Here is a 14,253-nt window from a genome sequence, read left to right as displayed (position 1 = left end):
CTCCCCGTGTCGTTGGTCTGGCCCAGCCTACCCGCGCAATCGAGACGCCGCCGATTTGGACCGAATGTCGCGAAAGCCGGTGCGCTTTCTCGACATTCGGTCCAAGTGTTCCGGGGTTCAGGGGCGGCGGCGACGGGCGCGAAGGCGGAGAGCGGCGCCTGCCGCGATGCCTCCCGCGGCGAGCAGGGCGAGCAGGGCGGCCCCGAGCGCGCCGGAGCCCGTCGAGGCGAGCGGGCGGTCGAGCCCGGGCGGGACGACCGCGCCGCCGCCGCTCCCGCCGCCGGCTCCGGGGATCTCCGCCGCGGTCACCACGATCGCGCGTTCCGCGACCACCGCGCCGTCGACGACGACCTGGATGGTGTGCGGCCCGGTCGCGAAGTCCGCGGGCACGGTCGCGGTGACGCTCGCCGCGCCGTCCGCATCGGTCGTCGCCTGGCCGAGCGTCAGCGGGTCGGAGTGCAGCACGACCGTCGCCCGGACCCCGGCGGAGAACCCGCTCAGACCCACCGTCAGATCATGCCCGGCCGTGACCGCCGCGGGGGCGGCGATCGCGGGGGTGCCGGAGGCGCAGGGCTCGTCGTCCGGGCGCGCACCGGGCGCATACCCGGTCGGCGCGTCCGCTGCGGCGCCGTAGACCCGCATCTCCGCCGCGGCGGCGAAGGCCTGCCCGTTCAGCGCGCTCAGCGCCGTGAACCGCACGAACGACGCCGTGGTCGGGGCGAACGGGATCACCTGCATCGACGGGGAGTCGACCAGCGCGCCCGAGGCGACGGTCGTCCACGTCGAGCCGTCGTCCGACACCGCGACCTCGTAGCCCTTCACACGTCCGTTCTGCCCGCCGGACGACCGGCCGAGGTAACCGAAGCCGTCCACCGTCGACGGGCCCGCGAGCGCCAGCGTGACCCAGTGCGGGTAGGGCGCCGCGCTGTTCGTGTAGTCGGTGTGCCAGATCGTGTCCGGGTCGCCGTCGAGCACGTTCCCGACCGGGCCCTCTCCCGCTCCGGACGACAGGTTCTCGGAGTCGGCGGTCGCCGTCATCGAGCCGGGCGACAGCATGGGCCGCTCGGAGACCACGGTCTTCGCCTGCGCGGAGACCGATTTGGTCACGCAGTCGTTCACGTAGGTCGTCTCGATCCCGAGCATCGCCGTCGTGCCTCCCGCCGATGCCGGCGGAGTGACGAGCCAGGTCGTCGAGACGCTCGCTCCCGGGGCGACGCGGTCGAACAGGTTGCCGTTCTTCGTCGCCACCTCGGCCGTCCACCCGTCCGGGAGGTCCGTGAGCCGGACGCCGACGTTGGTCGCCGCGGTGAGCTCGTTGTTGGTGAACGTCGTCACGAACGTGCCGGCAACGCCGGGGCTGAGGTCGGTGCTCGCCGGGGCGGTCACCGAGCCGCAGGACGCGCCTCCCGCCTCCTCGCCGAGATCCTCGACCCGGAAGTCGTCCAGCACGAAGTCCGCGCCGTTCGCCCCCGAGAGCTTGCGGAGGCCGACCCAGGTGTCGCCGCAGCCCGCGACGACCTCCTTCGCGTAGTGCGCCGTGTCGAGCGCGGGAGCGAGTGCGTCGCGGTTCACGTCGGCGGACGAGACGGAACCGGCCGCCAGCGTGTCCGCGCCGGTCACCCAGGCCCACTGGCCCTCGAGGTTCGTCTGGTAGTCGAACGACACCCGGTACTTGTGGCCGGCGACGAACGGGACCGTGGCGGGCACGGTGCGGTACACGAGACCCGTGTTCTCCTCGTGCGCCTTGAGGGAGTGCTCACCGGTGAGCACGTCGTCGACGGCCAGGCCGTTCAGCGCTCCCGCGTCGTACGGCGAGTGCGTGTTCTTCCACTCCTTCTGGCTGTACGGCGCGTGCCGCTCGCTGATCGATGTGCGCGGGTCGGTCGTCCCTCCCGCGTCGCCCTTGACGAACGGCCCCCAGCCGGGCTGGTTGCCCTCGAAGTCGTCCGCCGCGATCACGGCTCCGGATGCCGGCGACGGTGTGGAGGTGTCGCGCATGAGGCGGGCGTCGTCGAGCGTGACGACGGCGTCGCCCGGCACGGCGCCCAGCGCCACCGTCACCGTGCCGCTCGCGGGCGCGGTGAACGAGACGGAGGCGCGCTGCGAGTACGTGCCCTGCTTCGCGTCGGAGGCCATCGAGTTGGCGGCCGGGGTGGAGTCGAACGTGTTGGCCGAGACGGTTCCGGCGTCCACCGAGACGGTCGTCGCCCGCCGCTCGCCCTCCGCGATCTCGACGTTCGCGCTGAACGTGTAGCGCTCGCCCGCCTGGAGGCGGGTGACCGTCTGCGAGAGCGACGACCGGTCGGAGCCGAGCGTCGCGACGTTGTCGCCGTTCGCGGAGGTCGCGAGCGCTGCTCCACCCGTCGGGTGCCACGCGCTCAGGTCGCCCGCGTTGAAGCCGGGGTCGACCAGTCCGCTGCCCGCGCCGTAGTCCGCCGCGGCGTGGGGAGCGGCGCCGCCGGCCGGAGCGAGCACGTAGGGCGTGCCCTTCGCCCCGGTCAGCGTGACCGTGCCGCCGTCCGCCCGCACATCGGAGACCTTCACCCGGCCCTGATCGGTCAGCGCGTAGAGCGTGAAGTCGGTCGTCCCGGCGAACTGCGGGGTGAGCGTGAACGTCGCCGCGCCTCCGTTCGGGTTGAAGTAGTACATCTTGTCGGCGTGGGCGGGCGAGGAGACGCCGTCGGCATCCGGCTCCCCCCACGGCAGCAGGTAGGTGCCTCCCGTCGCGACGGTGGCGCCGCCCATCGCGATCTGCCGCTCGCCGTCCACCATCGAGACGGTGACGCCGTCCGCGAGCGTGGCGCTCCGGCCGAAGTCCCACGCCTGCACCGGGAAGTGCTGCAGGAACTTGGTCGGCAGGTTGGCGCTCCAGATGTTGCGGTAGAACGTGTTCCAGTCGTTCTGGCCGGTCCAGCCCTCGAACTCCTTCACGTCCGCGCCTCCGAGGAGCGGATCGACGTTCCACACGTCGCGGTCCGTGTTGGCGATGAAACGGACGATGTTGGAGTTGATGCCCTTGTTCGTGGCGCCGCCGTAGTTCTTGTCGTTGGCCCAGTGCGACCAGATCGAGGTGCCCTCGAACTTGTAGGCCCACTCGGTGGCGACCTGCAGGTCGAGGTCGCGCAACTGCGCCGCGAGGCCGTCAGCCAGCCATCCGCTCGAGTAGTACGCGTCGATGTACACGCCGGCGAGGTTCGGCACCTCCTGCTTGAGCTGGGCGAAGCGGTCGACGATCGCCCCGGAGCCGAGGTCGTAGCGCTGGTCGATGTGATAGCTCTGGTTGAGCCAGTCCCAGCCGTTCACCTGACCCTGCACCATCCGGTCCGTGAAGGTCTTCGCCTGCGGGTACGCCTCGGTCGCGTTGACGTGCACGGCGACGTCGGCGTTGTACGCCTTGCCCTCGTCCACCAGCGTGTTGAAGTCGTCCAGGCCGCCCGCACGCGTGTTGTAGTCGCCGCCGTAGTCGGGATGCCCGGAGTCGTGGCCTTCGTTGGCGTACCCCTTGTCGAGGACCCACTGACCGAGATCGTCGGTGGTCATGGAGATGCGCTTGACGTTGTCGAGCGTCTTCAGGAACGGGTTGGTGGCCTGGCTCGCGAAGTTGAACGGGATGTGCTGCACGACGCGCTCGGGCACGCGGTCGGCGCCCAGCGGCCGGGTCTCGGCGTCACGGTAGGCGATCGCGGCATCCTGCCAGTCGACGCGACCGTCGCCGTTCGCGTCGGCGGCCAGCACGACCGTCGCGCGGGGCAGCGCGTAGACGGCCACGCGGGGATCGGTCGCGCCCGCAGGCGCGTACGTCCAATTGCCGACCGAGAGCTGCGCTCGCCGCGCCCCGTTGCCCGCGTCGACGATCTGCGACTGCAGTCGGGTGTTCCAGTTCGTATCGGAGTCCTGCGCGGCGTCCTCCGTCGCGTTGGTCAGGATGCCGCCCGCGAGCTGCGAGCCGCTGACGAAGCCGTAGGGAGTTCCGACGCTCCGCGCGTCGACCGGGGTGGCGCCCGTGACGGCGAGGAAGCGGTCGGCGGTGGTGGTGGAGTCCGTGGAGATCAGGGTGCGGGCGAGAGCCGCCGCCGGGTCGGACGAGTCGACCGACACCAGGGAGAGGTCGGGGATGGCGAGCTGGTCGACGGACATCGCGGCCGCGCCCTCCAGCTTCGTCACCGCGAACTCCACGGTCCCCTTCGCCGTCGCCGTGATCGTCGTCGTGATGGTGAGCTCCGGGAGGTCCGCGAAGGTCGAGACGTAGGTCGCCGTGTCGGAGGTGGCGCTCATGGTCGTGGTGGCGGTGTGCACGGTGCCGTTCACGCTGAAGCCGTCGAGCTTCTGCGCCTGACCGCCGAGGGTCCGTCCGTCGAGGTCGTAGGAGATCACCTGCGGGAACTCCTCGGCGACCTGAACCGTCAGCCCGGCGCCGTTGCCGATCGCGACCGGGGTCGCGGCGTCGGCCGGTGGATCGGGCGTGACCGGTGGCGGTGTGGTGTCGCCGGTGGCGAAGACGCGCAGCTCCCCGACCGACACGTTGGGGCTGCCGTTGATGGTGCTCGTGGCGACGAACTTGAGGTAGCGTCCGGTGACCGCCTGCGAGAACACGAGGTTCTGCACATCCGTCGCCGACGTCGGCTGGCGGAACCGCCCGGTGGCGGCGGGCGCGCCCCAGTCCGCCTCCGGGTCCTTCGCCACGGCCGCACTGTCGGTCACGTAGACGGACACGTCGGCCACCGGGCCGTTGGACTGGTTCTTGACCTGGTACTGGATGCCCGTCAGCGGGAAGGATCCGCCGACGTCGAGGGTGATCCAGTGCGGGAGCGGATCCGGCGACCCGCCGTTGTAGGCGCTCGCCCATTGCGTGCTCGGGTCGCCGTCGAAAGCCGCCAGGGCCGTTCCGTCGAGTGCGGGAGGCGCCGGGTAGGGCGCAGACTCGGAGTCCACGCCGACGAGCGCGTACTGGGTCTGCGCGATGGCCGTGCCGGCCGTCTGCGGAGCGTCCGCTGCTGCTGCCGGAGCCGTGGCGATCGGCGCCAGGGCGCCGGCGGCGACCAGCCCGATGGCCGCGAGGGTCGCGGGGAGAACGGCGGGAAGGGCGCGGAGGCCGCGCGGAGGATGAGGGCTCACAAGGTCCACCTAGCTGCATCGTTGGGAAGGTCCGCCTGTATGGCATCGATAACACTAGGGGATTAAAGCGATCCGGGGAACCCCTGATATCGCTAGCAGTCAGTGGGTGCCCGTGTGCGCCGGCCCGCCCCGGGGCTCCGGGTCAGGCGGTCGCGGGCGCTGCCGCCGTCGACGCGCGCACCACGAGCGTCGGCTCCACCGACGCCGGGGCGAGGGTCGTGTGCGGGTCGGCGATGTAGCGCAGAAGGTGCTCGACCGCGAGGCGACCCATCTCGCCGAAGGGCTGCGCGACCGTGGTGAGCGAGGGGGAGCAGTACTCGGCGAGAGTGATGTCGTCCACGCCGACGACGGAGATGTCCTCCGGGATGCGCCGGCCGAGCTCGTGGAAGGCGCGGATCACGCCGAACGCCATCTCGTCGCTCGAGACGAACACGGCCGTGACCTCGGGGATGCGCGCAAGGATCAGCCCGTTCTGGTAGCCGGAGGCCGGGGACCAGTCGCCCTTGAGCTCGGGTGGGGGAGTGATCCCGGCCGCCTCCAACGTGCTGCGCCATCCCTCGCTGCGGCTCATGGCGTCCAGCCACTCGGTGGGGCCGGAGACGTGCCAGACGGTCTTGTGGCCCAGATCGAGCAGGTGCTGCGTCGCCAGCCGTGCGGCTTGGGACTGGTCGACGGCGACGATCTCGGTGGAGGAGGTGCGCGATCCGTCGATGGTGATGGTGGGGATCGCGCGGGTCAGCTCCTCGATGCCGCGGGTGACGTGGATGAGCGGCAGCGCCAGGATGATGCCCTCCACGCCCTGGTCGGCCAGGCGTGACATCGCCTCCTCGATGGCCGTCGGCTCGAGGGACGGGCTGGTCGCCGAGCTGACGGAGTAGCCGGCGTCACGCGCGGCTTCCTCGACCCCGACGGTGACGGCGGTGCGCGAGAAGAAGCTGGTCTGCAGCAGCACGATCCCGATCGTCCGGCTGTGTCCGGAGGACAGCATGCGCGCCGCGTTGTTCATGCGGTAACCGAGCTGCTCGACGGCGGCGAGGACCTTCGCGCGGGTCTTCTCCTGCACGTTGGGGTGCCCGCTGAGCGCTCGCGAGACCGTCTGGGCGGAGACCCCGGCGACGCGTGCGACATCCGTCATCCCGGGCGGCTTCGGCGCCGACTCCCGTGCTTCCGTACTGGCCATGCTGGCAATGATAGCGGGCGCATCGTTGCAATCACGCAGATCCATTGACCGATTACGGCAATCCTGGCGGAACTGTTGTTATCGGTATCATTCTGTGCGACACTCGCTTCTCGAACCCGCTGAAGGGTGTCTGTGTTCAAAGGAGAGGCAGTGAAGAAGTCAGCAGCAATCCGATTGGCGGGCGCGGCGGGGGCGGTCGCGCTCGGCATCATGAGCCTGGCCGGCTGTTCCGGGGGATCCGGCTCCGGCGACGACGCGAAGCCGGCCACCGTGACGTTCTGGGGCTGGGCCCCCGGCTACGCCGACGCGGTCAAGGCGTTCAACGCCGCTCACAAGGACGTGACGGTGACGTACCAGGAGGTGCAGCCCGGCTCCAAGGGCGGGTACCAGAAGATGCTCAACGCGGTCACCGCGAAAAACGCGCCGTGCCTCGCGCAGGTGGGCTACGAGACCCTGCCGAGCTTCGCCGCACAGGGCGCGCTCGAAGACGTCTCGTCGGTCGCGAAGGCCGACGAGAAGGACTTCCAGCCGGCGGCCTGGAAGTCGGTCAGCATCGGGGACGCCGTCTACGGCGCGCCGGTCGACACCGGCCCGATGGGCCTCTTCTACAACAAGGAGGTCTTCGACTCGCTCGGGCTGAGCGCGCCGACGACGTGGGACGAGTACAAGGCCGACGCCGAGAAGATCCACGCCGCCGACCCGACGAAGTTCATCTCGTCGCCCTACCTCGACTACGACTACGCGGGCCTCGCCTGGCAGACCGGCGCGAAGTGGTTCGACGTCGACGGTGACGCCTGGAAGGTCACGATGGCCTCCGACGCCAACGCGAAGGTCGCCGACTACTGGCAGGGACTCGTCTCGGAAGGTCTGATCAGCAGCGCGCCGATGTACGACCAGGCCTGGTACACCGGCCTCGGCGACGGCAGCATCGCCACCGTGGTCGGAGCCGTCTGGCAGGCGGGCGTCATCAAGGGCGGCGCCGCCGACGGCTCGGGCAAGTGGGCGGTCGCCCCGATGCCGCAGTGGTCGGCGGGCGACGACGAGGTCGGCAACGCCGGCGGCTCGGCGACCGCCGTGCTCAAGGGCTGCTCGGACACCAAGGCCGCGTGGGAGTTCGCCCACTGGCTGAGCACCGACAAGGACACGTACAACACGCTCGTGCAGAAGGCCGGCCTCTACCCGGCTGCGACCGGCCTGGCCGATCTGCCCGCGCTCACCGAGGGCGACGCCTACTTCGGCGGCCAGAAGATCTTCGACGTCTTCGCGAAGGCCGCACCGCAGGTCAACCCCGACTGGACGTGGGGTCCGGTGATGACGAAGACCGCGGCCGACCTCGACGACGGGCTGGGCAAGGCCTGGGCCGGTCAGGGCACGATCGCCGACGCGCTGAAGAGCGCGCAGGACAAGACGGTCGCCGAGCTCACGAAGCAGGGCCTGACGGTCTCCGAGTAGGGCGAGAGCGGGAACGGGGGAGCGGGATGCGACGGGCCGATTCGGGACGGCCCGTCGCATCCCGTCGTGACAGCGCACGGGCATCCCGTGGGCGGAGAGAAGGAAACGTGACCGAACTGGCCGTCGCCGAGCATCCGGCGACCCCACCGGCGGCGAGCGACGCCGGGCCGCGCGCGCTGCGACGCGCGCGCCGGCCTCGCCGCTCGTTCAGCTGGCGCGCGCGGCTGCTGTTCCTCGGGCCGTTCGTCGTGCTGTTCGCCGCGATGAACATCGCGCCGATCGTCTATGCCTTCGTCAGCAGCCTCTTCACGGTCAAGCGCTCCGGCCTCGGCCTGACAGCGCCGACCCAGGAGTTCGACCCCTTCGCGAACTACCTCCACGCGTTCGGCGACCCCGACTTCGTCGCGTCGCTCGGCCGGGTGGCGCTGTTCGGCATCGTGCAGGTGCCGGTCATGCTCGGCCTCGCGCTGGCGCTCGCCCTGCTCATCGACTCGAAGTCGGCGCGGGGCAAGGGCTTCTTCCGGCTCTCCAGCTTCCTGCCCTACGCCATCCCGGGCGTGAGCGCCGCGCTCGTCTGGTCGTTCATGTACTCGACCACATCGAGCCCGATCAACCACCTGCTCGCGCCGCTGGGCATCCAGCTGCCGTTCTTCGACGAGGGGACGGTGCTGTGGTCGGTCGCGAACATCGTGACCTGGAGCTGGACCGGCTACAACATGATCATCATCTACGCCGCGCTGCAGTCGATCCCGGCCGAGGTGCTGGAGGCGGCCAAACTCGACGGCGCTTCCGCCTTCCGGACGGCGTGGAGCATCAAGATCCCGATGGTGCGCAGCGCGATCATCCTGACGGCCGTCTTCTCGATCATCGGCTCCGCCCAGCTCTACAACGAGCCGACCGTGCTGCAGCCGATCTCGGGCGGCTCCGTGTCGTCCACCTTCACCCCGATCATGTCGGCCCAGGCCGCGGTCGGCGCCGGCAACTACCCGTACGCGGCCGCGCAGTCGGTCATCCTCGCGGTGCTCGTCGGCGTGATCTCGTTCGTCTTCTTCCGACTCACCAGCAAGGGGGACACGGCGTGACCGCCCTCACCACACGGCGTCCGACCACACGGCGTCCGAACGCACGAGGCCTGAGCCCGCGTCGCGACACCACTGCGCTGAGCCGCACCGTCGTGCTGGTGCTGCTCTCGGTGTCGACCGTCTACTTCCTCTTCCCGCTCTGGTGGCTGCTCGTCTCGGCGACCAAGCCGTTCGGCGAGCAGTTCTCGGGCAACGGGCTTTGGTTCGACGGCTTCGGCCTGTTCGACAACCTCGTCCGGCTCACGGCGCAGGGCGACGGCATCTTCTGGCAGTGGATGCTCAACAGCCTGCTCTACTGCGGAGTGGGCGCCGCGATCGGCACCCTCCTCTCCGCGATGGGCGGCTACGCGCTGGCGAAGTACGACTTCCCGGGCCGGGGGGCGCTGTTCGGCGTCATCCTCGCCGCGGTGCTCGTGCCGAAGATCCTGTTCACGCTGCCGCTCTATCTGATGTTCTCGGGCGTGCACCTCATCAACAACCCGCTCGCCGTGCTGCTGCCGAGCATCGTCAGCCCGTTCGGCGTCTACCTGGCGCGCGTGTTCGCCGCTCAATCGGTGCCCGACGAGGTGATCGAGGCGGGGCGGATCGACGGCGCGAGCGAGTTCCGGATCTTCCGCTCGATCTCGGCCAGGATGATGCTCCCCGCGCTGGTGACCATCTTCCTGTTCCAGTTCGTCGAGATCTGGAACAACTACCTCCTGCCGGCCATGGTGCTCGGAGACGACCGCATGCAGCCGGTGACCGTCGGACTCGTCGGATGGAACGCCAGCCACGTCGCCGTCCCGCCGCCGCTCGTGGTGATCGGGTCGCTCGTGTCGGTCATCCCGCTGATCGTCGCGTTCCTCGCGCTGCAGCGGTTCTGGCGCGCCGGAATGACCGCGGGGGCCGTGAAGTGACGCTGACGGGAACCTCCTCGCTGCTGACGTACGAGGAGGGGGTGCTGCTGCGCGACGGCGCGCCCCACCAGGTGCTCTCGGGGTCCCTGCACTACTTCCGCGTGCATCCCGCCCAGTGGCGCGACCGGCTGGAGCGTCTGGCGGCGCTCGGGCTCAACACCGTCGACACGTACGTCGCGTGGAACTTCCACCAGCGCCGGGCGGACCGGCCCGCCTCCTTCGAGGGCTGGTGCGACCTCGAGGCGTTCGTCCGCCTGGCGGGCGAGGTCGGCCTGGACGTCATCGTGCGCCCGGGCCCGTACATCTGCGCCGAGTGGGACAACGGCGGCCTGCCCGCCTGGCTGACCGCGCGCGTCGGCACCCGCGCCCGCAGTTCCGAACCCGCGTTTCTCTCCGCCGTCGCCGACTGGTTCGACGACCTCGTCCCGCGGCTCGCCGCCCTGCAGGCGTCGAACGGCGGACCGATCGTCGCCCTCCAAGTCGAGAACGAGTACGGCAGCTACGGCGACGACGCGTCGTATCTGACCTGGCTACGGGATGCGCTCGTCGACCGGGGCGCGACCGAGCTGCTCTACACCGCGGACGGTCCGACCGACCTCATGCTCGACGGCGGCAGCCTGCCCGGCGTGCTCGCGACGGCGACCTTCGGCTCGCGCGCCGAGCAGGCGTTTCGCCTGCTGCGGTCCCGGCGCGAGGGCGAGCCCCTGCTGTGCGCCGAGTTCTGGAACGGCTGGTTCGACCACTGGGGCGAGCGCCACCACGTGCGCACGGTGCAGAGCGCCGACGCGACCCTCGGTGAGATCCTCGACGCCGGCGGCTCCGTCAGCCTGTACATGGCGCACGGCGGCACCAACTTCGGCCTGTGGGCGGGGGCGAACCACGACGGCCGGCTGCAGCCGACGATCACCAGCTACGATTCGGACGCCCCGATCACCGAGCACGGTGCCGTGACGCCGAAGTTCCACGCGTTCCGGTCGCGGTTCGCCGCAGCGGGAGGCCGACTGCGCGAGGTGCCCCCCGATCCGCCGATCCTGGCGCCCCGCACCGTTCCGGTGGTGCCCGGCGCCGGTCTCCTCGCCGCGCTCGACGGCCTCCCGGTCGCGGGCAGCCCCTTCCCCACCCCGCCGAGCTTCGAGGAGCTGGGCATCGCCTCCGGGCTCGTGCTCTACCGCGCGACGCCTCGGCTCCCACGCGGAGAGTGCACGCTGACGATCGCCGGTCTGCACGACCGCGCTCAGGTCTTCGTCGACGGCACCCGCGTCGGGACCCTCGACGCCGACGGCTCGCTCGCCGTCACGGGCGCGGGCGACGCTGTCGAGCTGCGCATCCTGGTCGAGAACCAGGGCCGCATCAACTACGGCCCGTTGCTCGGCCAGGGCAAGGGCATCCTGGGCGGCGTGCGCGTCGACCGCCGTCTGGTGCACGGCTGGACCGCGCGCCCCGTGCCGCTGGACGAGTGGGGGGAGGGGGAGGTCGCGCGGCTGGCGGGCGGTCGGGCGGCTCGCGGAGCCGCGGGCGCCGGGTTCTCGACGGCGCGGTTCGTGCTCGGCGCCGACGATCCGGCGGACGCCTTCCTGGCCCTCCCCGGATTCGGCAAGGGCTTCGCCTGGGTCAACGGCTTCCTGCTCGGGCGATACTGGGAGATCGGCCCGCAGGTCACGCTGTACGTCCCGGCGCCCGTGCTGCGTCCCGGCGGGAACACGGTGACGCTGCTCGAGCTCGAGCACTCCGGCGAGCGGATCGAGTTCCGCGCCGCTCCCGAGCTGGGGCCGCCGGAGGAGTACGTGGAGACGTTCTAGCGGGTTCACTCGTCGGCGCGGTGAACCGAAGGTCGTATTTGCGGCGCGCTTTCGCCTCATTCGGTCAAAATCGCGGCGGGGAGGCGTTGGATGGAGTCGAACCCGACGAGAGGACATCCCGTGACCGACAGCCCCACCACCGCATTCGACCTGCTCACCACCCGGCTGCTGCAGGATCCCGACCTCGATGTCTCCGCGACGGCGACCGGGCTGCACGTGCACGATCGGCTCTTCGCCTACCTCGACCGCGATGAGCTCGTCGTCGACCTGCCGCGCGAACGCGCCGCCGATCTGGTGGGTCGTGGGATCGCGACCACGGTTCCCGCCGCGCGCGCCGAGGCCGCCGGGGCCTGGGTGCGTATCGCGGATGCCGAGGACTGGCCGGAGCTCGCCGACGAGGCGCACCGGTTCGTGGGCGAGCCGGCCGTCGGCATGGACTCCTGATGGAGATGCCCTGGAGCCGTCCACGGCCGGACGGCGCATCCGCTGACGCATCGACCGTCCCGCCCGGCGTCCGCACCGCCTCCGAGTGGTCGTGGCGCCTGCTCGTGATCCTCGGGCTCGCGGCGGTCGTCGTCTACCTCGTGATCGTCTTCCACGAGATCGTCATCCCGCTGCTCGTCGCCCTGCTCGTGTCGGCCCTGCTGCAGCCCGCGGTGTCGTCGCTCGTGCGGCACCGCTGGCCGAAGTGGCTGGCGATCCTGGTCACGCTCGTCGCGTTCGCCGCCGTCGTCGCCGGACTGGTCATGCTCGTCGTGTGGCAGGTGCGCGCGGGACTGCCGCAGCTGGAGCGGGAGTCGGTCGCCGCATACGACCGCCTGCGCAACACCCTCCGCGAGCCGCCGTGGAGCGTGACCGACACGCAGCTCTCCGGGTACGTCGCCAGTGCGGGGGACTTGCTCCGCAAAGACAGCGGACAGCTGATCGGCGGGGCGGTGCGCGTCGGCTCGACGACCGGCCACCTGCTGGCGGGCGCGCTGATCGCCGTCTTCGCGACCATCTTCATGCTCATCGACGGCCACGGCATCTGGCGCTGGATCACCCGCCTCTTCCCGCGTACCGGCCGCCCGGCCATCGCGGCGGCGGGCGACGCCGGCTGGAGCACCCTCACGAGCTTCGTGCGCGTCCAGATCCTCGTCGCCGTGGTCAACGGCGTCGGGATCGGCCTGGTCGCCTTCTTCCTGGGCCTGCCGCTCGCCGTCCCCATCGGCGTCGTCGTGCTGCTCGCCTCCTTCATCCCCGTCATCGGCGCCATCGTCTCCGGCGTCATCGCCGTCGTGATCGCCCTGGTGTTCGCCGGCCCCGTGCAGGCGATCATCATGCTCGCCGGTGTGCTGCTCGTGCATCTGCTCGAAGCGCACGTGATGCAGCCGCTGCTGGTCGGCGGCGCGGTCAAGGTGCATCCCCTCGCCGTGGTCGTCGGCGTCGCCGCCGGCACCGGGATCGCCGGTGTCGCCGGCGCACTCTTCGCGGTGCCGCTCATCGCCGTGGCCAACGCGATGGTCGCCGCCATGCTGCGCACCGTCCGCGGCACTCCGCCCGCGGTGGAGTAGACCCGGCGAGGTTCACGTCGTTGCGCTCAAAACGCCGCTGTGAGCGCAACGACGTGAACTTCGCGGCCCGCGACGGGACGGCGCGATAGGGTCGCGAAGGTGGTCGTATCGGCGGCTGCGGGATGGAGGCGCACATGACCGACGTGAACGGGACTCCCGGGGGAGTCGCCGCGGGATGGTACCCCGACCCCTCCGGTGCACCCCAGCAGCGGTGGTGGGACGGAGCACAGTGGACGCCACACATCGCACCGTCGGCGCAGCCGGTCGCGCCCGCGCAGCCGGTCGCGCCCGCGCAGCCGGTCGCGCCCGCGCAGCCGGTCGCGCCCCAGTACTACGCCCCCGTCCAGCCCGCGCGCCCCGAGCTGAACCCGGCGACGCCGGTCGGCACGGTCTGGATCTGGCTCGTCGTGCTCCTCCCGGTGCTGAGCATCCTGCTGCTGCCGACCATCCAGATCCGCATCCCCACCATCGACCTCAACGACCCCAGGCCGATGGTCGACCCACTCGCCGTCATCGGCGGCCCCTGGTACTTCGTGCTCATCGGCGTCAGCTGGCTGACCTACGCGGCCACGGTCGTCTTCAGCTGGCTCGACCACCGCGAACTCACCCGCCGCGGCGTCGTCCGCCCGTTCCACTGGGCCTGGTCGTTCCTGAGCAGCCTCGTCTACGTCATCGGCCGCACCGTGATCGTCCGCTCCGTCGCCCAGAAGCGCGGGATGGCGCCGTTGTGGGCGATGATCGGGGTGACCGCCCTCTCCTTCATCGTCACGACGATCTGGACGATCATGCTCTTCACCACCATGTTCGACCAGATCTCCCGCCTCGCCACCTACGGAGCCTGAGAACCCCGTGTCCGAACGGGCCGCCCGCGTCCGTTATGATGGCTCACGTGCGCCTGCTCGCGGGCGCTCAGGAGACGTCGCATAGTCAGGCCTAGTGCACCACCCTGCTAAGGTGGAGTCCCCGTAAGGGGACCGAGGGTTCAAATCCCTCCGTCTCCGCAACAAGAGGTGCGAGTCCTGACGGATTGTGCGCCCAACCGTGCCGGGCCTCACAGCGCCCAGCTTCCGCACCTCAGAGACGCCGTCGGTCGTGGCTGCTCGACAACCGCGAGACGTGGAAACGCCTGCTGCCGTGAGGCGGACATCAACGCGGGCCGTTGAGACACGAGGTGGG

At 70.7% G+C, this 14,253-nt stretch carries 9 protein-coding genes and 1 tRNA gene; 8 read left to right on the top strand and 2 right to left on the bottom strand.

Annotation, left to right across the window (positions count from 1 at the left end; genetic code table 11):
- Positions 1-117: 117 nt before the first annotated feature.
- Together LLS1_RS14900 and LLS1_RS14895 are read right to left on the bottom strand one after the other, a co-directional pair.
- The gene (locus tag LLS1_RS14900) at positions 118-5,115 is read right to left on the bottom strand and encodes an endo-alpha-N-acetylgalactosaminidase family protein (protein WP_226656716.1); all 4,998 of its coding nucleotides are present in this window, start codon (positions 5,113-5,115) and stop codon (positions 118-120) included.
- Between the two features lie 142 nt (positions 5,116-5,257).
- The gene (locus LLS1_RS14895) at positions 5,258-6,295 is read right to left on the bottom strand and encodes a LacI family DNA-binding transcriptional regulator (protein WP_223359041.1); all 1,038 of its coding nucleotides are present in this window, start codon (positions 6,293-6,295) and stop codon (positions 5,258-5,260) included.
- Positions 6,296-6,445: 150 nt separating this feature from the next.
- Here LLS1_RS14895 and LLS1_RS14890 point away from each other — a divergent pair, with 150 nt between their 5' ends.
- From LLS1_RS14890 to LLS1_RS14855, 8 genes are all read left to right on the top strand, one after another.
- Complete coding sequence (locus LLS1_RS14890) at positions 6,446-7,747, top strand: extracellular solute-binding protein (RefSeq protein ID WP_226656714.1); 1,302 nt, start codon at positions 6,446-6,448, stop codon at positions 7,745-7,747.
- A 107-nt stretch (positions 7,748-7,854) separates the two neighbouring features.
- Positions 7,855-8,829, top strand: coding sequence for a carbohydrate ABC transporter permease (locus tag LLS1_RS14885; RefSeq protein WP_226656712.1), 975 nt, complete (start codon positions 7,855-7,857; stop codon positions 8,827-8,829).
- Positions 8,826-9,725 carry a carbohydrate ABC transporter permease gene (locus LLS1_RS14880; RefSeq protein ID WP_226656710.1) on the top strand — a complete coding sequence of 300 codons (900 nt, stop codon included), beginning with the start codon at positions 8,826-8,828 and terminating at the stop codon, positions 9,723-9,725. The genes LLS1_RS14885 and LLS1_RS14880 overlap by 4 nt, the downstream gene beginning before the upstream one ends.
- Positions 9,722-11,524 (top strand): glycoside hydrolase family 35 protein, encoded by a 1,803-nt coding sequence (locus tag LLS1_RS14875; RefSeq protein WP_226656709.1) that lies wholly within the window; start codon positions 9,722-9,724, stop codon positions 11,522-11,524. Before LLS1_RS14880 ends, LLS1_RS14875 begins: the two co-directional genes overlap by 4 nt.
- A 120-nt stretch (positions 11,525-11,644) precedes the next feature.
- The gene (locus LLS1_RS14870) at positions 11,645-11,968 is read left to right on the top strand and encodes a hypothetical protein (protein WP_223359046.1); all 324 of its coding nucleotides are present in this window, start codon (positions 11,645-11,647) and stop codon (positions 11,966-11,968) included.
- Positions 11,968-13,077, top strand: coding sequence for an AI-2E family transporter (locus LLS1_RS14865; RefSeq protein WP_226656707.1), 1,110 nt, complete (start codon positions 11,968-11,970; stop codon positions 13,075-13,077). Before LLS1_RS14870 ends, LLS1_RS14865 begins: the two co-directional genes overlap by 1 nt.
- A gap of 134 nt (positions 13,078-13,211) precedes the next feature.
- Positions 13,212-13,919 carry a DUF2510 domain-containing protein gene (locus tag LLS1_RS14860; protein ID WP_226656705.1) on the top strand — a complete coding sequence of 236 codons (708 nt, stop codon included), beginning with the start codon at positions 13,212-13,214 and terminating at the stop codon, positions 13,917-13,919.
- Between the two features lie 70 nt (positions 13,920-13,989).
- Positions 13,990-14,078, top strand: a tRNA-Ser gene (locus LLS1_RS14855).
- Positions 14,079-14,253: the final 175 nt, after the last annotated feature.

It is taken from the genome of Leifsonia sp. LS1 (assembly GCF_020521355.1).
Lineage (GTDB): Bacteria > Actinomycetota > Actinomycetes > Actinomycetales > Microbacteriaceae > Leifsonia.
The sequence above is the reverse complement of the archived record's forward strand: the minus strand, read 5'-3'. Positions and strand labels throughout refer to the sequence as shown.

Excerpts from the sequence above, each read along its gene's own strand:
- LLS1_RS14865 (WP_226656707.1), top strand. The coding sequence starts at position 11,968 with ATGGAGATGCCCTGGAGCCGTCCACGGCCGGACGGCGCATCCGCTGAC.
- LLS1_RS14860 (WP_226656705.1), top strand. The coding sequence starts at position 13,212 with ATGACCGACGTGAACGGGACTCCCGGGGGAGTCGCCGCGGGATGGTAC.
- LLS1_RS14895 (WP_223359041.1), bottom strand. The coding sequence starts at position 6,295 with ATGGCCAGTACGGAAGCACGGGAGTCGGCGCCGAAGCCGCCCGGGATG.